The sequence below is a fragment of the Pseudomonas sp. Eqa60 genome (genome assembly GCF_018326405.1).
In the GTDB taxonomy this organism is placed as follows: domain Bacteria; phylum Pseudomonadota; class Gammaproteobacteria; order Pseudomonadales; family Pseudomonadaceae; genus Aquipseudomonas; species Aquipseudomonas protegens.
The window spans coordinates 6,377,056-6,401,225 of the sequence record NZ_AP024342.1 but is presented as its reverse complement, the minus strand read 5'-3'; the positions used below and the strand labels follow the sequence as shown (position 1 = coordinate 6,401,225).

Here is a 24,170-nt window from a genome sequence, read left to right as displayed (position 1 = left end):
CATTGTAGGAGCCGGCTTGCCGGCGAAGGCGTCGGTGAGCGCGGCGCCCGGGTTGCGGGCCTCTTCGCTGGCAAGCCAGCTCCTACAGGCGGGGGTGGTGGGTCAGGCGCTCATGACGGTGCGGATGTCGGCTGCCAGTTCGCGCACGCGGTCTTCCTCGGTGTCCCAGGAGCACATGAAGCGTGCGCCACCCTTGCCGATGAAGGTATAGAAGCGCCAGCCCTTGGCCGTCAGTGCGGCAATGGCCGGTTCCGAAAGTTGCAGGAACACGCCGTTGGCCTGCACCGGGAACATCAATTCCACGCCAGGAATGTCGGCCACCAGTTGGGCCAGCAGCTGCGCGCAGTGGTTGGCGTGGCGGGCGTGCTTGAGCCAGGCGTCGTTTTCCAGGAGGCCGACCCAGGGCGCGGAGAGAAAGCGCATTTTCGAGGCCAGCTGGCCAGCCTGCTTGCAGCGGTAGTCGAAGTCTTCCGCCAGCTTGTGGTTGAAGAACAGGATCGCTTCACCCACCGCCATGCCGTTTTTCGTGCCGCCAAAGCACAGCACGTCCACGCCGGCCTTCCAGGTCAGCTCCGCCGGGGTACAGCCGAGGAAGGCGCAGGCGTTGGAGAAGCGCGCGCCGTCCATGTGCAGGTTCAGCCCCAGTTCCTTGCAGGTGGCACTGATGGCGCGAACTTCTTCCGGGGTGTAGACACTGCCCACCTCGGTGGCCTGGGTCAGGGTTACCACCCGCGGCTTGGGATAGTGGATGTCCTGGCGCTTGAGGGCGATCTCGCGGATCGATTCCGGGGTCAGCTTGCCGTTCTGGGTGCCGGCGATCAGCAGCTTGGAGCCGTTGGAGAAGAACTCCGGGGCGCCGCACTCGTCGGTTTCGACGTGGGCGGTTTCCGAGCAGATCACGCTGTGGTAACTCTGGCACAGCGACGACAGGGCCAGGGAGTTGGCGGCGGTGCCGTTGAAGGCGAAGAACACTTCGCAATCGGTTTCGAACAGTTTGCGGAAATGATCCGAGGCGCGAGCGGTCCACTGGTCGTCGCCGTAAGCGCGCTCGTGGCCGTGGTTGGCCTGCTCCATGGCGGCCCAGGCTTCGGGGCAGATGCCGGAGTAGTTGTCGCTGGCGAATTGTTGGCTCTTGTCGGTCATGGCCGGCTCCGTGGTCGATGATGGTGCGCACTTTAACCAAGAATAATGGCCCAGCACACGCTCTGTTTATGCCGGAATAATGCATGGCCCATAAGGATTTATGCGTGACGCGATGCTGAAACCCGACACTGCTCGGCGCGACGGGGCGCTGGATGCGCTGAAATGGCTGGCGCTGCTGAGCATGGTCCTCGATCACCTGCGTTATGTGGGCCTGAGCCTGGACTGGCTTTACGTACCCGGGCGCCTGGCGTTTCCCTGGTTCTGCCTGGCCATGGCGGTGAACCTGACCCGGGCCAGGGATGAAATCGACCGCCGGCCCGGCCCATGGCGCTACCTGGGCTGGTTGCTGCTGTTCAGCCTGCTGAGCGAGATTCCCTATCGTCTGTTCATTCCCGACCCCGATACCTTGAATGTGTTGCCCACCCTGGCCCTGGGCCTGCTGGTGGCTCGCGGCTGGCAGCGGCGCAGAGACCTGGACCTGGGGCTTGGCCTGCTGGCCTTGCTGCTGGCGGTGGTTTTCAGCGAGCGGCTGATGTTCGGCGCCTTCGGGGTGTTGCTGCCGCTGGCCCTGGTACTGGTGTTGCGCCGGCCCTGGTATTTCAGCCTGCTGCCTGGGGCGCTGTGCCTGGCGGCCAATCAATGGGAAACCTTGTTCCCGGCGGCGCGCCTGGGCAATCAGGTGGCGACCTGCGGTATTGCCGCTTGTCTGCTGGCGCCGTGGCTGGGGCTGATGCTGCTGCGGGGGCTGCGTGGCAGGTCGGTGCCGGCCATGCGCCGCTGGGCCTACCTGCTGTACCCGGCGCACTTTCTCCTGCTGCTGGCCCTGCGCGCAGCCCTGTAGGAGCCGGCTTGCCGGCGAAGGCGCCCGTGAGGATTTGCGCCCGGCTTGCGGGCCTCTTCGCTGGCAAGCCAGCTCCTACGGCAGAGGGCGTTGCGTTGCGGGGGAAGGACAGGCCCGATCCAGAGCCGTTGGCGGGTGGTGCGGGCAGGCATTTATCTCCGCACGCCAGGGCATGTCGTAAACGCACCTTTGCGTGGCGTCCATAGGCATTTGAGTTCCCCTTCCCGGTCATACCATCGCATCCAAAGGGCGTAGCTGTAAGGCTCGCCTCACCGAGACGAAAGGCGCACCGCCGCCGCTGGGAGAGACGTGATGTTCAGCAAGCAAGACCAGATCCAGGGTTACGACGATGCACTGCTGGCGGCCATCAATGCCGAGGAACAACGCCAGGAAGATCACATCGAGCTGATCGCGTCGGAAAACTACACCAGCAAGCGGGTGATGCAGGCGCAAGGCAGCGGGCTGACCAACAAGTACGCCGAAGGCTATCCGGGCAAGCGCTACTACGGTGGCTGCGAGCACGTGGACAAGGTCGAGGCCCTGGCCATCGAGCGCGCCAAGCAACTGTTCGGTGCCGACTACGCCAACGTCCAGCCGCACTCCGGTTCTTCGGCCAACAGCGAGGTGTACCTGGCCCTGCTGCAGGCCGGCGATACCATCCTCGGCATGAGCCTGGCCCATGGCGGCCACCTGACCCACGGGGCCAAGGTGTCGTCCTCGGGCAAGCTGTACAACGCGGTGCAGTACGGCATCGACACCCGCACCGGGTTGATCGACTACGACGAAGTCGAGCGCCTGGCCGTGGAACACAAGCCGAAGATGATCGTCGCCGGCTTCTCGGCCTACTCCAAGACCCTGGACTTCCCGCGCTTCCGGCAGATCGCCGACAAGGTCGGGGCGCTGCTGTTCGTCGACATGGCCCACGTCGCCGGGCTGGTGGCCGCCGGTCTGTATCCCAACCCGCTGCCCTATGCCGACGTGGTCACTACCACCACCCACAAGACCCTGCGCGGTCCCCGTGGCGGGCTGATCCTGGCCAAGGCCAACGAAGAGATCGAGAAGAAACTCAACGCTGCCGTTTTCCCGGGTGCCCAGGGCGGTCCGCTGATGCATGTGATTGCGGCCAAGGCGGTGTGCTTCAAGGAAGCGCTGGAACCTGGCTTCAAGGCTTATCAGCAGCAAGTGATCGACAACGCCCAGGCCATGGCCGGCGTGTTTATCAAACGCGGCTACGATGTAGTGTCCGGCGGCACCGACAACCACCTGTTCCTGGTCAGCCTGATTCGCCAGGGCCTGACCGGCAAGGATGCCGATGCCGCCCTGGGCCGCGCCCACATCACCGTGAACAAGAACGCCGTGCCCAACGACCCGCAGTCGCCGTTTGTCACGTCCGGCCTGCGCATCGGCACCCCTGCGGTCACCACCCGCGGTTTCAAGGTCACCCAGTGCACCGAACTGGCGGGCTGGATCTGCGACATTCTCGACCATCTCGGCGATGCCGACGTCGAGGCCAATGTCGCCCGTCAGGTGGCGGCCCTGTGTGCTGATTTCCCGGTTTACCGCTGAGAGCCGCAACTGGAGCAATGACTATGCAACGCTATTCGGGCTTCGGCCTCTTCAAGCACTCTCTCAGCCACCATGAAAACTGGCAGCGCATGTGGCGCACCCCGACCCCGAAGAAAGTCTATGACGTGGTCATAGTCGGCGGCGGCGGGCATGGCCTGGCAACCGCCTACTACCTGGCCAAGGAACACGGCATCACCAATGTCGCGGTGGTGGAAAAGGGCTGGCTGGGCGGCGGCAACACCGCGCGCAACACCACCATCGTGCGTTCCAACTACCTGTGGGACGAGTCGGCGCAGCTCTACGAGCATGCGATGAAGTTGTGGGAAGGCCTGTCCCAGGACCTCAACTACAACGTGATGTTCTCCCAGCGCGGGGTCTACAACCTGTGCCATACCCTGCAGGACATCCGTGACTCCGAGCGCCGGGTCAGCGCCAACCGGCTCAACGGCATCGACGGCGAACTGCTCAACACCCAGCAGGTGGCGGACGAGATCCCCTACCTGGACTGCTCGAAGAACACTCGCTACCCGGTGCTCGGCGCCACGGTCCAGCGCCGCGGCGGTGTGGCCCGTCACGACGCCGTGGCCTGGGGCTTTGCCCGGGCCGCCGACGCCCTGGGCGTGGACCTGATCCAGCAGACCGAAGTCATTGGTTTTCGCAAGGAAAACGGCGTGTGCATCGGCGTCGAGACCAACAAGGGCTTTATCGGTGCCAAGCGCGTCGGGGTGGTCACCGCCGGCAACTCCGGGCACATGGCCAAGCTCGCGGGCTTCCGCCTGCCTATCGAATCCCACCCGCTGCAGGCGCTGGTGTCGGAGCCGATCAAACCGATCATCGACAGCGTGATCATGTCCAACGCGGTGCACGGCTACATCAGCCAGTCGGACAAGGGCGACCTGGTGATCGGCGCCGGTATCGACGGCTGGGTCGGCTACGGCCAGCGCGGTTCCTACCCGGTGATCGAGCACACCATCCAGGCCATCGTCGAGATGTTCCCGGTCCTCTCCCGTGTGCGCATGAACCGCCAGTGGGGCGGCATCGTCGACACCAGCCCGGACGCCTGCCCGATCATTTCCAAGACCCCGGTGCCGAACATGTTCTTCAACTGCGGGTGGGGCACCGGCGGCTTCAAGGCCACCCCGGGCTCGGGCAACGTGTTTGCCGCAAGCCTGGCCAAGGGCGAGATGCATCCTCTGGCCGCCCCTTTCTCCATCGACCGTTTCCACAACGGCGCGCTGATCGACGAACACGGCGCTGCTGCGGTCGCCCACTAAAAGGACAACTACCTATGTTGCATATCTTCTGTCCTCACTGCGGCGAGCTGCGCTCCGAAGAGGAATTCCATTCGTCCGGCCAGGCGCATATTCCACGGCCCCTGGACCCCAACGCCTGCACCGACGAGGAGTGGGGCGACTACATGTTCTTCCGCGACAACCCTCGCGGCCTGCACCACGAGTTGTGGATCCACGCCGCCGGTTGCCGCCAGTACTTCAACGCTACCCGCGACACCGTCACCTACGAAATTCTTGAGACCTACAAGATCGGCACCAAGCCGCAATTCACCGCCAAGGCTGCTGGAGAGAAGGTATGAGCCAGACCAATCGCCTGTCCAACGGCGGACGCATCGACCGCAACAAGGTCCTGACCTTCACCTTCAACGGCCAGAGCTACAAGGGTTTTGAGGGCGACACCCTGGCCTCGGCCCTGCTGGCCAACGGCGTGGACATCATCGGCCGCAGCTTCAAGTACTCCCGGCCCCGGGGCATCTTCGCCGCAGGCTGCGAGGAGCCCAACGCGGTGCTGCAGATCGGCGCCACCGAAGCCACCCAGATCCCCAACGTGCGCGCCACCCAGCAGGCGCTGTACCAGGGCCTGGTCGCCACCAGCACCAACGGCTGGCCCAGCGTCAACAACGACATGATGGGGATTCTCGGCAAGGTCGGCGGCAAGCTGATGCCACCGGGCTTCTACTACAAGACCTTCATGTACCCGCAATCGTTCTGGATGACCTACGAGAAGTACATCCGCAAGGCCGCGGGCCTGGGCCGTTCGCCCACCGAGAACGATCCGGACACCTACGACAACATGAACCAGCACTGCGACGTGCTGATCGTCGGCGCCGGCCCCGCGGGCCTTGCCGCCGCCCTGGCAGCGGCCCGCAGTGGCGCCCGGGTGATCCTGGCCGACGAGCAGGAAGAGTTCGGCGGTACCCTGCTGGACAGCCGCGAGAGCCTGGACGGCAAGCCGGCGGCGGAGTGGGTGGCCAGTGTGGTTGCCGAACTCCAGTCGCTGCCGGATGTGTTGCTGCTGCCGCGGGCCACGGTCAACGGCTACCACGACCACAACTTCCTGACCATTCACGAGCGCCTCACCGATCACCTCGGCGACCGCGCGCCCATCGGCCAGGTACGCCAGCGCATCCACCGGGTACGCGCCAAGCGCGTGGTGCTGGCCACCGGCGCCCATGAGCGGCCGCTGGTCTACGGCAACAACGACGTGCCGGGCAACATGCTGGCTGGCGCGGTCTCCACCTATGTGCGCCGCTACGGCGTGGCCCCGGGCAAGAAACTGGTGCTGTCCACCAATAACGACCACGCCTACCGTGTGGCCCTGGACTGGCTCGACGCCAGCCTGCAAGTGGTGGCCATCGCCGATGCGCGGCACAACCCGCGCGGCGCCCTGGTGGAAGAAGCCCGGGCCAAGGGCATTCGCATCCTCACCTCCAGCGCGGTGATCGAGGCCCGTGGCAGCAAGCATGTGACCGGCGCGCGTGTAGCGGCCATCGACGTCAAGGCACACAAGGTCACCAGCCCCGGCGAATGGCTCGACTGCGACCTGATCGCCAGCTCCGGCGGCTACAGCCCGGTGGTGCACCTGGCCTCGCACCTGGGCGGCAAGCCGGTGTGGCGCGAAGACATCCTCGGTTTCGTGCCCGGTGAAGCGCCGCAGAAACGTGTGTGCGTCGGTGGCATCAACGGCGTCTACAGCCTCGGCGATACCCTGGCCGACGGTTTCGAAGGCGGTGTGCGCGCCGCCAGCGAAGCCGGTTTCCAGGCCGTGGAGGGCGTTCTGCCCAAGGCCCTGGCCCGTCTTGAGGAACCGACCCTGGCGCTGTTCCAGGTGCCCCACGAAAAAGGCACGGCGCGTGCGCCGAAGCAATTCGTCGACCTGCAGAACGACGTCACCGCCGCCGCCATCGAACTGGCGACCCGCGAGGGCTTCGAGTCGGTGGAACACGTCAAGCGCTACACCGCCCTGGGCTTCGGCACCGACCAGGGCAAGCTGGGCAACGTCAACGGCCTGGCCATTGCAGCTCGCTCGCTGAACGTCAGCATTCCGCAGATGGGCACCACCATGTTCCGTCCGAACTACACGCCGATCACCTTCGGCGCCGTGGCTGGCCGGCACTGCGGGCACATCTTCGAGCCGGTGCGCTTCACCGCGCTGCATGCCTGGCATGTGAAGAATGGCGCCGAGTTCGAAGACGTCGGCCAGTGGAAACGCCCCTGGTACTTCCCGAAAAACGGCGAAGACCTGCATGCCGCGGTCAAGCGCGAATGCCAGGCCGTGCGCGACAGCGTCGGCCTGCTGGACGCCTCGACCCTGGGCAAGATCGACATCCAGGGCCCGGACGCCCGGGAGTTTCTCAACCGCATCTACACCAACGCCTGGACCAAGCTCGACGTGGGCAAGGCCCGCTACGGCCTGATGTGCAAGGAAGACGGCATGGTCTTCGACGACGGCGTCACCGCCTGTCTGGCCGACAACCACTTCCTGATGACCACCACCACCGGCGGCGCGGCTCGCGTGCTGCAGTGGCTGGAGATCTACCAGCAGACCGAATGGCCGGACCTCAAGGTGTACTTCACCTCTGTCACCGACCACTGGGCCACCATGACCCTGTCCGGGCCCAACAGCCGCAAGCTGCTGAGCGAAGTCACCGACATCGACCTGGACAAGGACGGCTTCCCGTTCATGACCTGGAAGGAAGGCCTGGTGGGTGGCGTACCGGCGCGGGTGTTCCGTATCTCGTTCACCGGCGAGCTGTCCTACGAGGTCAACGTCCAGGCCGACTACGCCATGGGCGTGCTGGAGCAGATCGTCGAGGCCGGCAAGAAGTACAACCTGACCCCCTATGGCACCGAGACCATGCACGTGCTGCGGGCCGAGAAGGGCTTCATCATCGTCGGCCAGGACACCGACGGTTCCATGACCCCGGACGACCTGAACATGGGCTGGTGCGTGGGCCGGACCAAGCCCTTCTCCTGGATCGGCTGGCGCGGCATGAACCGTGAAGACTGCGTGCGCGAGCAGCGCAAGCAACTGGTGGGCCTCAAGCCGATCGACCCGACCCAGTGGCTGCCGGAAGGTGCGCAACTGGTGTTCAACCCCAAGCAGGCGATCCCGATGAGCATGGTGGGCCACGTGACCTCCAGCTATGCCCACAACTCCCTGGGTTATTCCTTCGCCCTGGGTGTGGTCAAGGGGGGGCTCAAGCGCCTGGGCGAGCGGGTCTTCGCACCGCTGGCCGATGGCCGGGTGATCGAGGCGGAAATCGTTTCCTCGGTGTTCTTCGACCCCAAAGGCGACCGCCAGAACATCTAAGGCACAACACGCTCATGTAGGAGCTGGCTTGCCAGCGAAGGCGGCCTCAAGGCTGCCACAAGGCCCAAGGGCCTCTTCGCCGGCAAGCCGGCTCCTACAGGGTGTTATCAACAGAATTCAGGACAGGTGCTCTATGACCGTAGTCAACGTTTACCAACAGCGCCCGACCACCGGGGCCAAGGCCGAGTCGTCGTTGCACCACGCCGACCTGCCGAGCCTGGTGGGCAAGGGCCGCAAGAACGCCGGGGTGACCCTGCGCGAGAAAAAACTCCTCGGCCACCTGACGATCCGTGGCGACGGCCACGATCCGGCCTTCGCCGCCGGCGTGCACAAGGCCCTGGGCATCGAACTGCCGGGCGCCCTGAGCGTAGTGGTCAAGGGCGAGACCAGCCTGCAATGGCTGGGCCCGGATGAGTGGTTGCTGATCGTGCCCAGCGGTGAAGAATTCGCCGCCGAGCAGAACCTGCGCGCAGCCCTGGGCGACCTGCATATCCAGATCGTCAACGTCAGCGGCGGCCAGCAGATTCTCGAATTGTCCGGGCCCAACGTGCGCCAGGTGCTGATGAAGTCCACCAGCTACGACGTGCACCCCAACAACTTCCCGGTGGGCAAGGCCGTGGGCACGGTGTTCGCCAAGTCGCAACTGGTGATCCGCCGTACCGCCGAAGACACCTGGGAGCTGCTGGTGCGCCGCAGCTTTTCCGATTACTGGTGGATGTGGCTGCAGGATGCCGCGGCCGAATATGGCCTGAGCGTCCAGGCCTGAACCCAGCTTGGCTTGGTAGGAGCGAGCTGGCTCGCGAACTCGCGAAGGATGGATTTTCCGGAAGACCACAGCGCCCTTGGATTTTTCGCGAGCAAGCTCGCTCCTACAGAGAACCGACCGCGCTGCGGTTGCCCTAACGAACAGGAGTTATCCCGCATGAGCCGCGCCCCCGACACATGGATTCTCACCGCCGACTGCCCCAGCGTGCTCGGCACGGTGGACGCGGTGACCCGCTTTCTGTTCGAGCAGGGCTGCTACGTCACCGAGCACCATTCCTTCGATGACCGGCTCTCGGGCCGTTTCTTCATTCGCGTGGAGTTCCGCCAGCCCGATGGCCTGAACGAGCAGGGTTTTCGCGAGGGCCTGGCACAGCGGGCCAAGGCCTTCGAGATGAACTTCGAACTGACCGCGCCGCACTACCGGCCGAAGGTGGTGATCATGGTCTCCAAGGCCGACCACTGCCTCAACGACCTGCTCTACCGCCAGCGCATCGGCCAGTTGCCCATGGACGTGGTGGCGGTGGTGTCCAACCACCCGGACCTCAAGCCCCTGGCCGACTGGCACCAGATTCCCTACCACCACTTCCCCCTAGACCCCAACGACAAGCCGTCCCAGGAGCGCCAGGTGTGGCAGGTGATCGAGGACTCCGGCGCCGAACTGGTGATCCTTGCCCGCTACATGCAAGTGCTGTCGCCGGAGCTGTGCCGCAAGCTCGATGGCAAGGCCATCAACATCCACCACTCGCTGCTGCCGGGGTTCAAGGGCGCCAAGCCTTATCACCAGGCCTACAACAAGGGGGTGAAACTGGTGGGGGCCACGGCGCACTACATCAACAACGACCTGGACGAAGGCCCGATCATCGCCCAGGGCGTGGAGGTGGTGGACCACAGCTATTACCCCGAGGACCTGATCGCCAAGGGCCGGGATATCGAGGGCCTGACCCTGGCCCGGGCGGTGGGTTATCACATCGAACGGCGGGTGTTCCTGAACGGCAACCGCACGGTGGTGCTCTGATGATTCCCGGGGCTGCTGCGCAGCCCTTCGCGAGCAAGCTCGCTCCTACAGGCGTTGCGCCTGTTCGCGCGAAAGCGATTTTGAAAACGAAACAGCATCTGTACCCGAGCAATCCACGTGTTTCCCCTTTGGGTTACGCGGTTCCATAACAACAACAGCGAGGTGAAAGCATGTCTGGTAATCGTGGTGTCGTGTATCTCGGCAGCGGCAAGGTCGAAGTACGGAAAATCGACTATCCAAAAATGCAGGACCCGCGTGGCAGGAAGATTGAGCACGGCGTCATCCTGCGCGTGGTCTCCACCAACATCTGCGGTTCGGACCAACACATGGTCCGTGGCCGTACCACCGCCCAGGTCGGCCTGGTCCTGGGCCACGAAATCACCGGCGAAGTCATCGAGAAGGGCAGCGACGTCGAGAACCTGAAGATCGGTGACCTGGTGTCGGTGCCGTTCAACGTCGCGTGCGGGCGCTGCCGCTCCTGCAAGGAACAGCACACCGGGGTCTGCCTGACCGTCAACCCGGCTCGCGCCGGTGGTGCCTACGGCTACGTCGACATGGGCGACTGGACCGGTGGCCAGGCCGAGTACGTGCTGGTGCCTTACGCCGACTTCAACTTGCTGAAACTGCCGAATCGCGACAAGGCCATGGAGAAGATCCGCGACTTGACTTGCCTCTCCGACATCCTACCCACCGGTTATCACGGCGCCGTCACTGCTGGCGTTGGCCCGGGCAGCACCGTTTATGTGGCCGGTGCCGGTCCGGTCGGTCTGGCGGCCGCCGCTTCTGCGCGCTTGCTGGGGGCGGCGGTGGTGATTGTCGGCGACGTCAACCCGGTGCGCCTGGCCCACGCCAAGGCCCAGGGTTTTGAAATTGCCGACCTGTCCAAGGACACCCCGCTGCACGAACAGATCGCCGATTTGCTTGGTGAGCCGGAAGTCGACTGCGCAGTGGACGCCGTGGGCTTCGAAGCCCGTGGCCACGGCCATGCCGGTGCTCAGCACGAAGCCCCGGCCACCGTGCTCAACTCGCTGATGGGCGTGGTGCGGGTGGCGGGCAAGATCGGCATTCCCGGCCTGTACGTCACCGAAGACCCGGGCGCGGTGGACGCCGCGGCGAAGATGGGCAGCCTGAGCATCCGCTTCGGCCTGGGCTGGGCCAAGTCCCACAGCTTCCACACCGGCCAGACCCCGGTGATGAAATACAACCGCCAACTGATGCAGGCCATCATGTGGGACCGCATCAACATCGCCGACGTGGTGGGGGTTGAAGTCATCAGCCTCGACGACGCCCCGCGCGGCTATGGCGAGTTCGACGCCGGCGTGCCGAAGAAATTCGTCATCGACCCGCACAAGCTGTTCAGCGCTGCCTGAGGACCGTCAGTAACGAAAAACGCCGCCTTCTCTAGCCGAGAAGGCGGCGTTTTTTTCTTCTGTAGCGAGGGAGCTTGCTCCCGATGGTTGCGACACGGTTGTGCCAGTCGAGTCGCGGATTCAGGTTTTACGACCGCTGCGCGGCCGAGCGGGAGCAAGCTCCCTCGCCACAGCGGCCGCTTTCAATCAGGCGATCAGCGTGGCGCGCAGGCGCCGTCCCAGCACATCCATCAGGTCGCAGCCATCGCGCAGGGGAATAGCGCAGAGCTGGGCCAGCTCCTGGGCCAGTACCGGGTCCTTGCCCAGGGCATCGCTCAAGGCCAGTTGCTCCAGCACCTGGGTCACGGCGCGGATACGGAAGGCGGCGGCTTCATGGAGCACATCCAGCGGCGCCTGAGTGTCGATCAGTAGGGAGGGGATATTGCAGTCGTGGCCGGTGATCGGCATGTAACGGTTCATTCGATAACACTCCTGTGTCGTCTTCCTGAATGCCGCCACTCATCTGTCGCCAAGCATTGGGTGGCAGCTGTACGCAGGTTGGCGAACCGGAGACACAAGAACCCGGCAGACCCGAAGGTCTCCCGCGCACAGCTGCCATAAAGCAACGGATGCGCTTGCGCTCACGTTTTCCACTGTGTGCGGAAACCGTGTACGCCTTGTATCTAACGGGTCGCCAAACCCGGTCGCCATCTGGGCGACCGGCGGACTATAAGCCGCCGGCGCAGGGGCGGCAAGGCGTCGGGTGGTTGATGTCTTGCAGAAGGTTTCGTCCGCTGTGGCGTCGCTGAACGTGCATGAGGTCCTGTTTACGAGTCCGGTCCACTGAAATCGGTTGACCGCAAAGAGTCGACCTCGCAGAATGGAAAAACGTAGCCACAATGTAGCTACAAATAACCAGTAGAGGTGATACCTTGGCTGCATTACTGAAAACCACTGACGTGCGTTGCCGCATAGACGAGGACTTGAAGGTGAGTGCTACTGCTGTGCTGGAAGCCTGCGGGCTGAGCCTGAGCGAGGCCATGCGTCTTTTCCTGCGTCAGGTTGTGGCCGTGCAGGGGCTGCCTTTCGAAGTGCGTGTCCCATCGGAGAAAACCGCTCGAGCCATGGCGCAGGCGCGTGAGATTCGTCGTCAGTACGACTCGATTGACGACATGTTGAGGGATGCTGATGGCGAAGCCGGAGAGGAACCCAAAGCGCGCTGACCTGCCCAGGCAATGCGCACAAACGCCGGAGTTTAAAAAGTCCTGGGAGCGCTATCGGCGTGCAGGGCGTCGTGACATGCACGAAGTGCGCAAGGTCATGGTGCTGCTGTTCCTGGGGGAGCCGCTACCGGCGCAGTATCTCGATCATGCGCTGAAGGGGGAGTGGGACGGTTTCAGGGAGTGTCATATCGGTGGCGATTTTCTGCTGATTTATGACGTGGCCCGAGCCGGTCTTGTGACCTTTGTCGACCTTGGCAGCCATGCCGAATTGTTCAGATAGCCTAATGCAGATTGCACAAACCCGCCTATTGGCGGGTTTGTGTTGCCCGCCAATCAAGCCTGATCAATAGCCTCTACCCGGGTAGTCGAACCAGTGTTCGCCACTCAGGATTTCCTTTATGTCGGTCTCGGCCAGGATGCCTGGCGCATCCCGCTGGAAGCGCGAGCGCCACTGGGGCAGCCACCAGTAGTTCAGCGCCGTGCCTCTTGGTATCAGCACCAGGGTCAGGACGGGGCGGTCCATGGCGCCGCGTTGGTACAGCTGGTGGCTGCGGTCCATGAGGTCCAGGTAGTAGTCGAGGGGCAGGGACAGCATCAGGGCCGTGGTATGCACCTTTTCCGTCTGGGTTCGCTCTGGGTCCTGCAGCAGGTTCAGGGCTTCGCAGTAGTAACGCTCGGGTTGGCGGGCGAACGCCTGGGCCTCGGCAACGCCAAGAATGCCCAAGGCACTGCCGTCGTCGCGCCAGTCGGCTCCCTGGCGATCGCTGAAGTGCTGGCGGATGAAGCCGGTCAGGGGGCCCGGGGGCGTGTCGGCGCATTGGCTGCTATCGACCGGGGTGCCGATTCGCCAGAGCAAGACGGCGATTGCCAGGGCCAGCAGGAGACCGCTGTAGAGCGCAGCTTTCATAAGAGTCCGTTCGATGGATGGCGCCAGGCGAGGCGGGGGCTTGCATGGCAGGCAAGGGCCTGCCTGCAAGGACGCGGCGGGGGGCCTGGGCGCGGAGTTTACCCTGACGGCGTTCGCGGGCAAGCCCGTTCCTGCGGCAGCAGGTGCCTGTTACAGCGCCGCCAATTGCCCCTGGTACAACACCGGCCCGGTGGGTTGCCCGGTAGGCGAGCCGCCGTGGGGCTCCAGGCTCACGGCCAGGGCGATCGGGGTGCCCAGCAGTTCGCGTTGGGCCGGGCTCAGGTTGATCTTGCCTTGGCCGCCTACCGGCACCACGCCGAGGGAAATCGGTTTGCCATCGGCAGGAATCGCCCAGAGTTCCAGGCTGCGGTCCAGGCCGATGGCAGCCAGGGTCAGGGGTTCCACTTGCAGGTACTGGGCGTGGGCCTTGATCTGCAAGGCCGGTTGCTGGTCGGCGCTGAGCAGGGTGGCGCTGTAGCGCACCTGGTCGTCCTGCCGGATAAAGCCGATGTACAGGGTGGCCAGCACGGCGCAGGCGGCGATCGCCAGGCGCAGGCGCATCCACAGCGGGTTTTTCTGCGGCATGTGCAGGACCTGGGGCTGGATACGCGCCTGGATGCCTTTCCACACATGCTCCGACACTTCCTGCTCGGGCAGGCCTGCAGTCAGGCTGGCGAGGCTCTCCTGCCACTGCGCCAGTTCCTCACGCAGGGCCGGGTCGTCCAGCAGGAGCATGTCGAAGCGCCGGCGCGCGGCGCCCTGCATCAGGCCGATGGCGTAGTCGGCGGCGAGGGCGCGGCGCCGTTCGGGGGTTCGATAATTCATGATTCAAGGCACCTGCGCAGGCGTTCCATGCCGCGGCGGATCCAGGACTTGACCGAGCCCAGGGGTGCGGCCAGCTGCTCGGCCAGTTCCGAGCAGGACAGGCCCTGGAAGTAGGCCACGGTGATGGATTGGCGTTGCATGCCCTCCAGGCTTTCCAGGCAGCGGTTCAGGGCCCGGGCCTGGCGGGCGCTGTCCAGTTGTTCGTGGGCCGAGGGGGCGTCGTCCATCAGTTGCTGTTGCTCCCCCTCGCCCAGGGGCCGCTCGCGCTGTTTGCGCAACTGGTCGATGGCCTGGTTGCGGGTGATGTTGATCATCCAGGTCAGGGGGGCGGACAGGTGCGGCTGGTAGCGCACGGCGTTGTTCCAGATGCGCACGAAGCTTTCCTGCAGCACCTCCTCGGCCAGGTCGCGGCGGCCCATGAAGCGCAGGGCCACCCCATTCAGGCACGGGGCAACGCTGCGGTACAGGGTTTCGAAGGCGCGGCGATCGCCCAGTGAACACTGGGCCAGCAAGTGCCGCAGTTGATCGGGGTCGAGAGCGGAAATGGCGGTTCTCCAGGCAGGTGGCAAATGAATGGACCACGGCTGGCAACGGTCGATCCAGCCAGAGGGTAGTCCAGGGTGGGCGGTTGTTCCATTCACGGGTTGCGACCTCCTGCTACGGCCGGTGCCGATGTGCCTGCGCCGGTCGTCGTTGCTGCATATACGCAGAGCGGCGAGCCGTGGATGCGTGATTCTCGACTAAAATCCCCAGGGTGCGGGCGCCGCTGCGTCACTTTCGGAACATTCGCCCGATGCTTCAGTCAAAAGGCTGTTTTCCAGCCATCCGAACACGGGTGGTTTCCTGCCCCATGAGGTTGTTTCGATGAATATTCCACGCGGTTTCGCCTTGGCTACCCTGATGACCCTGGCAGCCGGTTCGGCCCTGGCCGGCGGTTTCAGCCTGAACGACGCGGCCAATGCCATTTCCGGCATGCAGGGCGGCGACAAGGCTGCCGCCGCGGCCCCCACTTCCCAGACCGCCGGCCTGCTCGGAGCCCTGGGTTCGCAACTGAATGTCACTCCCCAGCAAGCCATCGGCGGTACGGGCGCCATGCTTGGCCTGGCGAAGAACCAGTTGAGCAGCACCGACTATTCCCAGTTGAGCAAAAGTGTCCCGGGCCTGGACAAGCTCTCGGGCAGCAACGCCCTGGGCAGCCTGGGTGCCCTGAGCGGCCTGCTGGGCCAGTCGTCCGGGCAGACCAAGGGCCTGGACAGCGCCCTGGGCGACGTCAAGGACACCAATGACCTGAACAACGCCTTCGGCGCCCTGGGCATGGACAGCGGCATGATCGGCCAGTTTGCGCCGGTGATCCTGCAGTACCTGGGCCAGCAGGGCGTTGGCGGCTCCCTGCTGCAAAGCCTGAGCGGCATCTGGGGCGTGGCCAAGTAGCGCGCTCCGGCCCCGGCGCCTGGCGCGCCGGGGCCCTCCCAGTTTCCTGCAATCCCGGTCTTTACCTTTCCCGGAGTTTTCGCCGAATCGGGCCTGTGCTATATCTCGCGCCCCGTTTTCCAAGGAAGCTTGAACGCGATGTTCATGGATGCACTGAAGATGTCTCTGCCCGCCGATGCGGTGCTCGGTTTCATGCTCTACATGCTGGGCGCGGCCCTGGTCTTTGCCCTCTATGCGTTCATCTATACGCGCCTGACCCCCTATAACGAATTCGCCCTGATCCGCGAGGGCAACAGCGCGGCTTCCATCGCCCTGTCCGGTGCCTTGCTGGGCTTTGCCATTCCGGTGGCCAGCGCTATTTCCCATTCCATCTCGATCATCGACTTCCTGCTCTGGGCCGGCATCGCCGCGGTGGTGCAGTTGCTGGCGTTCTTTGTGGTCAGCCTGATCCTCAAGGGGCTGTCCCAGCGCATCGCCAACCAGGAAAACGCCGCAGCGATCCTGGTGGCATCGGTTTCTGTCGGTGTCGGCCTGCTGAACGCGGCCTGCATGACCCCTTCGGTCTGAGGGCGCGGCCATGAAACGCAGCAAGAGCGTGCGCCTGGTGCTGCTGGGCAGCGTACCGTTTGCCCTGGCCGCCTGTGACGGCCAGCCCCAGGCGACCCGGGAAGTGCGCCAGACCCAGAATTTCAGCAACGTCAGTGAATGCGAACGGGCACAGATTCCGTCCGCCATTTGCCAGGCCGCCCGCGATGACGCCCGCGAACGTGGGGAGCGTGTGGCCCCGCGTTACCTGGACCTGCAACGTTGCGAGGAGGATTTCTTCACCGCCAACTGCATGGTCTCGCGCGATAACCGAGCCTATGTGCCGATTTCCAGCGGTTTTGCCCTGACCTCCCAGCGCACGGTGCCGGACAAGCCCGAAGAAGAACAACAGACCAGCTCCAGTGGTGGTGGTGGTGGTGGTGGCTCCAGCTCAGGCTCGCGCTTCTGGCGCTGGATCGGCCTGGATTCGACCCCTGAACCGCGCTATTTCAGCGAGGCCCTGTACAAGCAGCGCGATGGTCGTGGCGCTACCCAGCTGAGTACCCTCAGCCAGCAGGTGGAGGCCGGCAAGACCTTCTCCGGCGCCAGTGGCGGGCGCTTCGGGATATCCAGCCCGGAACACTTCACCAGCGCCGGCAACCCGCTGGCCGGCGCCCATGAAGTGGTCAGCCGCAGCGGCTTCGGTTCCTCCAGCCGCAGCAGTTGGAGCTTCGGTTCTTGAAGCGCATCCCCAGCACCCCGCGTGCGGACTGGCAAGCCACGGCGGAGCAACTGGGTTTTGCCTTCCACACCTTCGACGGTGAGCCTTACTGGGACGAGTCGGCCTACTACCGCTTCAGCCTGCGGCAGATCGAGGACGACCTGGAAGACCCGACCCAGGAACTGCACGAGCTGTGCATGGCCCTGGTGGCCGAGGTGGTGGACAGCGAGGAACTGCTGGAGCGCCTGGCTATCCCTGCGACCTTTCATGAGTTGATCCGCCAGTCATGGAAGCAGGGCGACCCCCACCTCTATGGGCGCATGGACTTGTGCTACGACGGCACCGGCCCGGCCAAGCTCCTGGAAACCAACTACGACACGCCGACCTCGCTGTACGAGGCGAGCTTCTTCCAGTACGTCTGGCTCGAACAGCAGATGCAGCGCGGGCAATTGCCGGCCGGCTGCGACCAGTTCAACAGCATCGAGGACAAGCTGCTCCAGGCCTTCGTCCAGGGCGGCTTCAAGTCGCCGATGCACTTTGCCTCGGTCAGGGATTCGCTCGAAGACCGCGGCACGGTCGAATACCTGCGCGACATTGCCCGTCAGGCTGGCCTGGGGACGCGGTTGCTCGACATCGAGGACATCGGTCTGAATGCCGGCGGGCGTTTCGTCGACCTGCTGGGCACCCCCATCGACAGCCTGTTCAAGCTCTACCCCTGGGAGCACCTGTTCAACGAAGCCTTTGGCCCGGCCATTGCCGGCAGCCGCACGCAGTTTGTCGAGCCGCCGTGGAAAGCCATTCTCTCCAACAAGGGCGCGCTGGCCCTGCTCTGGGAACGGCATGCGGGGCACCCGAACCTGCTGCCGGCGTTTATCGACGACGACCCCGCCGCCAGCCTGGGCCCGGGGTGGGTGCGCAAGCCGTTCTTTTCCCGAGAGGGCGCCAATGTGGAAATCTGCACCGAAGGCGGCGAGCATTTGATCGAGGCCGGGCCCTACGGCGGCGGGCCCTGCATCCGCCAGCAGTTCCACCCCTTGCCGGTGTTTGCCGGCAACCACACGGTGATCGGCAGTTGGGTGATCGGGGACCAGCCGGCGGGTATCGGCATTCGTGAGGACAACTCGCCGATCACCAAGGACAGCAGCCGCTTCCTGCCCCACGTGATCAGCGATTGATCAGCGGCTTTCGCCCAGCAACTCGCTGATGCGCTGGTCCTTGTCGGTCCACAGCCGGTTGACCCAGTCCTGCACCTGCTGGCGGAACGCCGGGTCGTTTTCGTAATCGCCCTGCCACAGCGCGGGGTCCAGTTCGCGGGTGCGGATGTCGATGATCACCTTGGGCACGCTGCCGCAGATCAGGTCCCAGAAACCGGGAATGCGCTCCTGGGGATAGACCACGGTGACATCCAGCATGGCGTCCAGCTGTTCGCCCATGGCCGCGAGGACAAAGGCCACGCCGCCAGCCTTGGGCTTGAGCAGATGCTGGAAGGGCGAGCCCTGCTGCTGGCGCTTGGCCGGGGTGAAGCGGGTGCCCTCCAGGTAGTTGACCACGGTCACCGGCTGGCGCTTGAACAGCTCGCAGGCAGCCTTGGTGATTTCCAGGTCCTTGCCTTGCAGTTCCGGGTGCTTGGCCAGGAAGGCCTTGCTGTAGCGCTTCATGAAGGGGTAGTCCAGGGCCCACCAGGCCAGCCCCAGGAACGGCACCCAGATAAGTTCCTTCTTGAGGAAGAACTTGAAGAACGGCGTGCGCCGGTTGAGGGTCTGGATCAGGGCCGGGATGTCGACCCAGGATTGGTGGTTGCTCACCACCAGGTAGGAGGTGTCAACCCGCAGGCCCTCGCCGCCGCGTATGTCCCAGCGGGTGGGGATGCACAGGGCGAAGATCAGCTTGTCGATCTCGGCCCAGGTCTCGGCGATCCACATCACCGCGGCCGAGGCGTAGTCACGCAGGCGCCCAGGCAGGACCAGCTTGAGCAGGGCGAACACCATCAACGGGCCGAACAGCACCAGGGTGTTGAGCAGCAGGAGCAGGGTGACGAAACAGCCGGTGAGCAGGCGGCGCATAAGGCACTCTTTGCAATCTTTTGGGCGCGCCATGATAAGCAGCTTCGGCGGGCAGGCCAAATTCTAGTGTGCTGACGAATGTTTCACCTGGGGGCGGGTACGGTGGGTGGCAATTGGCTGGGGTGTCTATCGGGGCCCTTTCGCCGGCAAGCCGACTCCTACGGGGCTCGGGTAGAACCAATTCGTTGGCAGCGGTCTAAAATCCCGCTGCCCACTTTCTTCAAGGAATCCACCGTCGTGAAATCTGTCCTTGCTCTTGTGTCTCTGTTGGCGCTGCCGGTGATGGCTGCCGAGCCGACCCTGTATGGCCGTTACGAATACATCCGCCTGCCGGAAATCGGCGAAACCCTGCAAGCCAAGATGGACACCGGGGCCCTGACCGCTTCGCTGTCGGCCAAGGATATCCAGACCTTCACCCGCGATAGCGAGGACTGGGTGCGCTTCCGCCTGGCCACCAAGGACGCTGGCAGCAAGGTCTACGAACACAAGGTGGCGCGCATCAGCAAAATCAAGAGCCGTTCCGACGAGGACGATGACCGGGAAGAACCGCAGGCGGCCAAGCGCCCGGTGGTGGAACTGGAAATGTGCCTGGGCAACGTCAAGCGCACGGTGGAGGTCAACCTCACCGACCGCAGCAGCTTCAACTACCCGCTGCTGATTGGCGCCAAGGCCCTGCGCGAATTCGGTGCGGCGGTGAACCCGGCGCGGCGTTATACCGCCGATAAACCCGACTGCTGATTGACGACTTACCAGGCATCCGGCACCGTTCGCCCACTGAATTTGCGTGCTTGGATGCCATGCCCCATATCCTGATTGTCGAAGACGAAGCGGCGATTGCCGACACCCTGATCTTTGCCCTGCAAGGCGAAGGCTTCACTACCACCTGGCTGAGCCTGGGCCGTGCGGCCCTGGAGCATCAACAGGCGAGCCCGGCGGACCTGATCATCCTCGACATCGGCCTGCCGGATATCAGCGGCTTCGAAACCTGCAAGCAACTGCGGCGCTTCAGCGAGGTGCCGGTGATGTTCCTCAGTGCCCGGGACGGCGAGATCGACCGGGTGGTGGGCCTGGAAATCGGTGCCGACGATTATGTGGTCAAGCCCTTCAGCCCGCGGGAAGTGGCGGCGCGGGTCAAGGCGATCCTCAAGCGCATGGTCCCGCGGGCGGCTCCCGAGGCGGTCGCGGCGTTGTTCGTGATTGACCCTGAGCGGGTGCAGATCAGTTACCGTGGCCAGCCCCTGAGCCTGACCCGGCATGAGTTCCGCCTGCTGCAATGCCTGCTGGAACAGCCCGAGCGGGTGTTCAGCCGCGAGCAGTTGCTGGACGCCCTGGGGGTAATGGCGGATGTGGGCTATGAGCGCAACATCGACAGCCATATCAAAAGCCTGCGGGCCAAGCTGCGCCTGGTGGCGGCCCAGGCCGAACCGATCCAGACCCATCGCGGCCTGGGCTACAGCTACAGCCCGAGCCACGCCTGATGACCTTGGGGCTGCGGATCTTCCTGGTCTATTTGCTGTTCATCAGCCTGACCGGCTATTTCGTGCTGAGCACGGTGATGAAGGAGATTCGTCCCGGGGTCCGCCAGTCCACCGAGGAAACCCTGGTGGACACCGCCAACCTGCTGGCGGAGATCCTGCGGGATGACTTCAAGGCCGGCACCCTCAGCGAGAACCGCTGGCCGCAGCTGTTGCGTGCCTATGGCGAGCGGCAACCGGCGGCGACCATCTGGGGCCTGCCGAAGAATCAGGTCAACCACCGCATCTACGTGACCGACGCCAAGGGCATCGTGGTCCTGGATTCCAGCGGCCTGGCGGTGGGCCAGGACTATTCGCGCTGGAACGACGTGTACCTGACCCTGCGCGGCCAGTACGGCGCGCGCTCGTCGCGCTCGCTGGCCGACGATCCCAATTCCTCGGTGATGCACGTGGGTGCGCCGATCCGCGACAACGGCCAGATCATCGGCGTGGTCACTGTGGCCAAGCCCAACAGTTCCCTGCAGCCCTATGTCGACCGCACCGAACGCCGCCTGCTGTGGTACGGCGCCGGGCTGATCGCCATGGGCCTGCTGTTCGGTGCCTTGCTGTCCTGGTGGCTGAGCGCCGCGCTGCGGCGCATGACCGCCTATGCCCTGGCGGTCAGCGAAGGGCGCCGGGCCGAGTTGCCGCACTATCGCGGCGGTGAAATGGAGCAGTTGGCCACGGCGGTGGAACACATGCGCACCCAGCTCGAAGGCAAGGCCTACGTCGAGCGCTACGTGCATACCCTGACCCACGAACTGAAAAGCCCCCTGGCGGCGATTCGCGGGGCGGCGGAGCTGCTGCAGGGCGAAATGCCCCTGGAACAGCGCCAGCGTTTCGTCGGCAATATCGACAGCGAAAGCGCGCGCATGCAGCAGTTGATCGAGCGCCTGCTGAACCTGGCGCAGGTGGAGCAGCGCCAGGGCCTGGAAGAGCGGGTGAATGTGCCCCTGGCGCCGTTGTGCAAGGAGCTGCTGAACAGCCAGCACGGGCGTATCGAAGGCAAGCAACTGCAGGTGGAACTTCGGGTGCCGGCGGACCTGGCCTGGTCCGGCGAGCCGTTCCTGCTGCGCCAGGCCCTGGGCAACCTGCTGACCAATGCCCTGGACTTCAGCCCCGTGGGCGGCCTGTTGCGTTGCAGCGCGCAACCTGTGGAGGAGGGCGTGGAGCTGGTGCTGTTCAACCAGGGCGAGCCGATTCCGGACTATGCCCTGCCGCGCCTGTGCGAGCGGTTCTATTCCCTGCCGCGCCCGGACAGCGGACGCAAGAGCACCGGCCTGGGGCTGAACTTCGTCGAGGAAGTGGTGCAGTTGCATGGCGGCCAGATGCGTATCGACAACGTTCCCGGCGGGGTGCAGGTGACCTTGCGCCTGCCCTGAGCGGGGATTCTCCACAGACTCTCCACATTGCTTCCATAAAACCCCCATAGCCGCGTTCCAGACTCTCCTCCATTCGAACCGGGAGAGCCTCATGAACCGCAACCTGACCTTCAAACTCGGGGCCATTGGCCTGTTGATCCTGCTGTTGCTGATACCGCTGCTGATGATCAGCGGCCTGATCAGCGAGCGCCAGAGCCTGCGCGACGGCGTGCTCGACGATATTGCCCGCAGCTCCAGCACCCAGCAGCAGATCCGCGGCCCGGTGATGGTGGTGGATTACCGCAAGACCGTGCGCACCTGGAAGACCGACGAAAAGACCAAGAAGCGCTATCAGGAAATCGGCGAGGAGCAAGGGCGCATGTTCTTCCTGCCGGAACACTTCGAGCTGGACGGCAAGGCCCAGACCGAGCTGCGTGCCCGGGGCATCTACGAGGCTCGGCTGTTCCACGCCGACAACCACATCAGCGGCCATTTCGCCGTGCCCGAGCAATACGGGATCAAGGAAGATTTTGCCGACTACCAGTTCGACCAGCCCTTCCTGGCGGTGGGCATCAGCGATATCCGCGGCATCGAGAACGCCCTGCAACTGCAACTCAACGGCCAGACCCTGGACTTCGCCCCGGGCACCTTTGTCAGTTGGCTGGATGAAGGCGTGCATGTGCTGCTGCCGCCCCTGGACCTGAAAAAGAACACCCGCCTGGATTTCGCCTTCGACCTGCGCCTGCAGGGCACCGGCCAGTTGCAGGTGCTGCCGGTGGGCAAGACCAGCAAGGTCCTGCTGACGGCCAACTGGCCGCACCCGAGCTTTATCGGCAACTACCTGCCGGTGCAGCGTGAAGTGACCGAGCAGGGCTTTTCAGCCATCTGGCAGACCTCGTTTTTCTCCACCAACCTGGAACAGGCCATGGAGCGTTGCGCATTCGGCACGCAATGCCAGGACTTCAACGGCCGCAGCTTCGGCGTGAGTTTCATCGACCCGGTGGACCAGTACCTGAAGAGCGACCGGGCCATCAAATACGCCTTGCTGTTCATCGGCCTGACCTTCGCCGGCTTCTTTCTCTTCGAGGTACTCAAGAGCCTGTCGGTGCACCCGATCCAGTACGGGTTGGTGGGCGTGGCCCTGGCGTTCTTCTACCTGTTGCTGCTGTCGCTATCGGAGCACCTGGGCTTTGCGCTGGCCTATGGCGTGTCGGCGGCAGCCTGTGTGGGGCTGATCGGCTTCTATGTCAGCCATGTGCTGCACAGCTGGCGTAACGGCGCGCTGTTCGCGATCGCGCTGGCGGCCTTGTACGGCCTGCTCTATGGCCTGCTCAGCGCCGAGGATTACGCGCTGCTGATGGGCTCGCTGCTGCTGTTCGGGCTGTTGGGCGTGTTCATGGTGCTGACCCGCAAGCTGGACTGGTATGGCATTGGCCAGCGCAAGGCAGCGCAGCCTTTGCAGTTCGATCTGGAGGCCGTCCATGAGTAGGTCATTGGGTTTGCGTGAGGATCAGCGCCAGCGGGAGCATCTGGCGCAGCGCATCGGCCAGTTGTTTCCGCTCGATGCCTGGTGGCTGGTACGCCAGCAAGCCATGCCCCGTGCTGCAGGAGCCGGCTTGCCGGCGAAGAGGCCCGATCGCCTGACCGATTAGACCGGCGGCCGGGTCGCCAGCATCGACGGGCGCTGGCTGATCTCGAAGTACCAGGCGGCCAGCTGGGGATGGTCCTGGCGCCATTCCAGGTCGGGGTGGCGGAAATCCAGGTAGCCCAGGGCGCAGGCAACGCTGATGGCGGCAATATCGAAGTGGCTGGCCAGTTCGGCAATCGCTTCGGCTTCCAGCACCGCCAGGGCTCGGCGGATCTTGTCGCGCTGGCCGTCGAGCCACTGTTCCCAGTGTTTTTCCGGGGCACGCAGGGCCAGCTCGTAGCGCACCAGTACCGAGGCGTCCATGATCCCGTCGGCCAGGGCCGCGAGCGTCAGGCGCCGCCAGCGGGCCGAGCCGTCCCGGGGATCAGCGGGTTGCCGACGTGCTGCTGGTCCAGGTAGTCGAGGATTACCCGGCTGTCGTACAGCACCTGGCCGTTGTCCAGGCGCAGGGCGGGGATCTTGCCCAGGGGGTTGTCCTGGTTCAGCGCGGCGTCCGGAGCTACCGGGCTCAACTGGCTGGCTTGCAGGGCGACCCGGTTCAACTGCCCGGTTTCATGCAGCAGCACCATGACTTTGCGAACGTAAGGTGATGCCGGGTTGTGGAACAGCGTCATGCTTGGGGTGGACATGAATATTCCTCGCGGGTGGAAGTCTCGCAGCCCGGGGAT

General features: G+C 64.4%; 25 protein-coding genes and 1 pseudogene. 19 read left to right on the top strand and 7 right to left on the bottom strand.

The window, feature by feature from the left end:
- Positions 1–102: 102 nt before the first annotated feature.
- Complete coding sequence (locus tag KI242_RS29055; RefSeq protein WP_011063906.1) at positions 103–1,143, bottom strand: low specificity L-threonine aldolase; 1,041 nt, start codon at positions 1,141–1,143, stop codon at positions 103–105.
- 100 nt (positions 1,144–1,243) lie between these two features.
- On the opposite strand from KI242_RS29055, the gene KI242_RS29050 reads away from it, so the two are divergent.
- From KI242_RS29050 to fdhA, 8 genes are all read left to right on the top strand, one after another.
- On the top strand, positions 1,244–1,984 hold the full coding sequence (locus KI242_RS29050; RefSeq protein WP_053154277.1) for a TraX family protein: 741 nt from the start codon (positions 1,244–1,246) through the stop codon (positions 1,982–1,984).
- Positions 1,985–2,296: 312 nt separating this feature from the next.
- Positions 2,297–3,550 carry a serine hydroxymethyltransferase gene (locus KI242_RS29045; RefSeq protein WP_011063904.1) on the top strand — a complete coding sequence of 418 codons (1,254 nt, stop codon included), beginning with the start codon at positions 2,297–2,299 and terminating at the stop codon, positions 3,548–3,550.
- Positions 3,551–3,573: 23 nt separating this feature from the next.
- On the top strand, positions 3,574–4,824 hold the full coding sequence (locus KI242_RS29040; RefSeq protein WP_011063903.1) for a sarcosine oxidase subunit beta family protein: 1,251 nt from the start codon (positions 3,574–3,576) through the stop codon (positions 4,822–4,824).
- Between the two features lie 14 nt (positions 4,825–4,838).
- Positions 4,839–5,141, top strand: a complete 303-nt coding sequence (locus KI242_RS29035; protein WP_011063902.1) for a sarcosine oxidase subunit delta — start codon at positions 4,839–4,841, stop codon at positions 5,139–5,141.
- Positions 5,138–8,155 carry a sarcosine oxidase subunit alpha gene (locus tag KI242_RS29030; RefSeq protein WP_015637299.1) on the top strand — a complete coding sequence of 1,006 codons (3,018 nt, stop codon included), beginning with the start codon at positions 5,138–5,140 and terminating at the stop codon, positions 8,153–8,155. The genes KI242_RS29035 and KI242_RS29030 overlap by 4 nt, the downstream gene beginning before the upstream one ends.
- A gap of 133 nt (positions 8,156–8,288) precedes the next feature.
- Positions 8,289–8,921: a sarcosine oxidase subunit gamma family protein gene (soxG, locus tag KI242_RS29025; protein WP_212805755.1), complete on the top strand. Its 633-nt coding sequence runs from the start codon at positions 8,289–8,291 to the stop codon at positions 8,919–8,921.
- 156 nt (positions 8,922–9,077) lie between these two features.
- Positions 9,078–9,935, top strand: a complete 858-nt coding sequence (purU, locus tag KI242_RS29020; protein ID WP_011063899.1) for a formyltetrahydrofolate deformylase — start codon at positions 9,078–9,080, stop codon at positions 9,933–9,935.
- 170 nt (positions 9,936–10,105) lie between these two features.
- Entirely contained in the window at positions 10,106–11,305 is a 1,200-nt protein-coding gene (gene fdhA / locus KI242_RS29015; protein WP_015637296.1) for a formaldehyde dehydrogenase, glutathione-independent, read from the top strand.
- 186 nt (positions 11,306–11,491) lie between these two features.
- On the opposite strand, the gene KI242_RS29010 is transcribed toward fdhA, so the two are convergent.
- The gene (locus KI242_RS29010) at positions 11,492–11,764 is read right to left on the bottom strand and encodes a hypothetical protein (RefSeq protein WP_047306413.1); all 273 of its coding nucleotides are present in this window, start codon (positions 11,762–11,764) and stop codon (positions 11,492–11,494) included.
- Between the two features lie 452 nt (positions 11,765–12,216).
- Between KI242_RS29010 and KI242_RS29005 the strand changes: the two genes are divergently transcribed.
- Entirely contained in the window at positions 12,217–12,507 is a 291-nt protein-coding gene (locus KI242_RS29005) for a type II toxin-antitoxin system RelB/DinJ family antitoxin (protein ID WP_092309097.1), read from the top strand.
- A complete protein-coding gene (locus KI242_RS29000) occupies positions 12,467–12,787 on the top strand; it encodes a type II toxin-antitoxin system YafQ family toxin (protein WP_306766516.1) in 321 nt (106 codons plus the stop codon). The genes KI242_RS29005 and KI242_RS29000 overlap by 41 nt, the downstream gene beginning before the upstream one ends.
- Positions 12,788–12,850: 63 nt before the next feature.
- Here KI242_RS29000 and KI242_RS28995 read toward each other — a convergent pair whose 3' ends face one another.
- The 3 genes from KI242_RS28995 to KI242_RS28985 all read right to left on the bottom strand — a co-directional run bounded on the left by KI242_RS28995 (position 12,851) and on the right by KI242_RS28985 (position 14,838).
- Positions 12,851–13,414 (bottom strand): hypothetical protein, encoded by a 564-nt coding sequence (locus KI242_RS28995; protein WP_015637292.1) that lies wholly within the window; start codon positions 13,412–13,414, stop codon positions 12,851–12,853.
- Positions 13,415–13,564: 150 nt separating this feature from the next.
- Positions 13,565–14,239 carry an anti-sigma factor gene (locus KI242_RS28990; protein WP_015637291.1) on the bottom strand — a complete coding sequence of 225 codons (675 nt, stop codon included), beginning with the start codon at positions 14,237–14,239 and terminating at the stop codon, positions 13,565–13,567.
- Positions 14,236–14,838 (bottom strand): sigma-70 family RNA polymerase sigma factor, encoded by a 603-nt coding sequence (locus tag KI242_RS28985; protein ID WP_232643854.1) that lies wholly within the window; start codon positions 14,836–14,838, stop codon positions 14,236–14,238. Before KI242_RS28985 ends, KI242_RS28990 begins: the two co-directional genes overlap by 4 nt.
- A gap of 265 nt (positions 14,839–15,103) precedes the next feature.
- On the opposite strand from KI242_RS28985, the gene KI242_RS28980 reads away from it, so the two are divergent.
- From KI242_RS28980 to KI242_RS28965, 4 genes are all read left to right on the top strand, one after another.
- Complete coding sequence (locus tag KI242_RS28980; RefSeq protein WP_011063894.1) at positions 15,104–15,670, top strand: DUF2780 domain-containing protein; 567 nt, start codon at positions 15,104–15,106, stop codon at positions 15,668–15,670.
- 138 nt (positions 15,671–15,808) lie between these two features.
- Positions 15,809–16,237 carry a DUF350 domain-containing protein gene (locus KI242_RS28975; protein WP_212805754.1) on the top strand — a complete coding sequence of 143 codons (429 nt, stop codon included), beginning with the start codon at positions 15,809–15,811 and terminating at the stop codon, positions 16,235–16,237.
- Positions 16,238–16,247: 10 nt separating this feature from the next.
- Complete coding sequence (locus tag KI242_RS28970; protein WP_212805753.1) at positions 16,248–16,937, top strand: DUF1190 domain-containing protein; 690 nt, start codon at positions 16,248–16,250, stop codon at positions 16,935–16,937.
- Complete coding sequence (locus tag KI242_RS28965) at positions 16,934–18,091, top strand: glutathionylspermidine synthase family protein (RefSeq protein WP_212805752.1); 1,158 nt, start codon at positions 16,934–16,936, stop codon at positions 18,089–18,091. Before KI242_RS28970 ends, KI242_RS28965 begins: the two co-directional genes overlap by 4 nt.
- On the opposite strand, the gene KI242_RS28960 is transcribed toward KI242_RS28965, so the two are convergent.
- A complete protein-coding gene (locus KI242_RS28960) occupies positions 18,092–18,979 on the bottom strand; it encodes an acyltransferase (protein WP_011063890.1) in 888 nt (295 codons plus the stop codon).
- Positions 18,980–19,216: 237 nt separating this feature from the next.
- Between KI242_RS28960 and KI242_RS28955 the strand changes: the two genes are divergently transcribed.
- The 5 genes from KI242_RS28955 (at position 19,217) to KI242_RS28935 (ending at position 23,506) form a co-directional block, all read left to right on the top strand.
- Positions 19,217–19,717 carry an ATP-dependent zinc protease gene (locus tag KI242_RS28955; protein ID WP_041752647.1) on the top strand — a complete coding sequence of 167 codons (501 nt, stop codon included), beginning with the start codon at positions 19,217–19,219 and terminating at the stop codon, positions 19,715–19,717.
- Between the two features lie 59 nt (positions 19,718–19,776).
- Positions 19,777–20,457, top strand: a complete 681-nt coding sequence (creB, locus tag KI242_RS28950; protein ID WP_123431170.1) for a two-component system response regulator CreB — start codon at positions 19,777–19,779, stop codon at positions 20,455–20,457.
- Positions 20,457–21,875, top strand: a complete 1,419-nt coding sequence (gene creC / locus KI242_RS28945) for a two-component system sensor histidine kinase CreC (RefSeq protein ID WP_019094051.1) — start codon at positions 20,457–20,459, stop codon at positions 21,873–21,875. Before creB ends, creC begins: the two co-directional genes overlap by 1 nt.
- A gap of 91 nt (positions 21,876–21,966) precedes the next feature.
- Positions 21,967–23,343, top strand: coding sequence for a cell envelope integrity protein CreD (gene creD / locus KI242_RS28940; RefSeq protein ID WP_041120144.1), 1,377 nt, complete (start codon positions 21,967–21,969; stop codon positions 23,341–23,343).
- Positions 23,336–23,506, top strand: coding sequence for a hypothetical protein (locus KI242_RS28935; RefSeq protein ID WP_158267418.1), 171 nt, complete (start codon positions 23,336–23,338; stop codon positions 23,504–23,506). The genes creD and KI242_RS28935 overlap by 8 nt, the downstream gene beginning before the upstream one ends.
- On the opposite strand, the pseudogene KI242_RS28930 reads toward KI242_RS28935, so the two are convergent.
- Positions 23,503–24,131, bottom strand: a pseudogene (locus tag KI242_RS28930) (glutathione S-transferase). The gene KI242_RS28935 and the pseudogene KI242_RS28930 overlap by 4 nt on opposite strands.
- Positions 24,132–24,170: the final 39 nt, after the last annotated feature.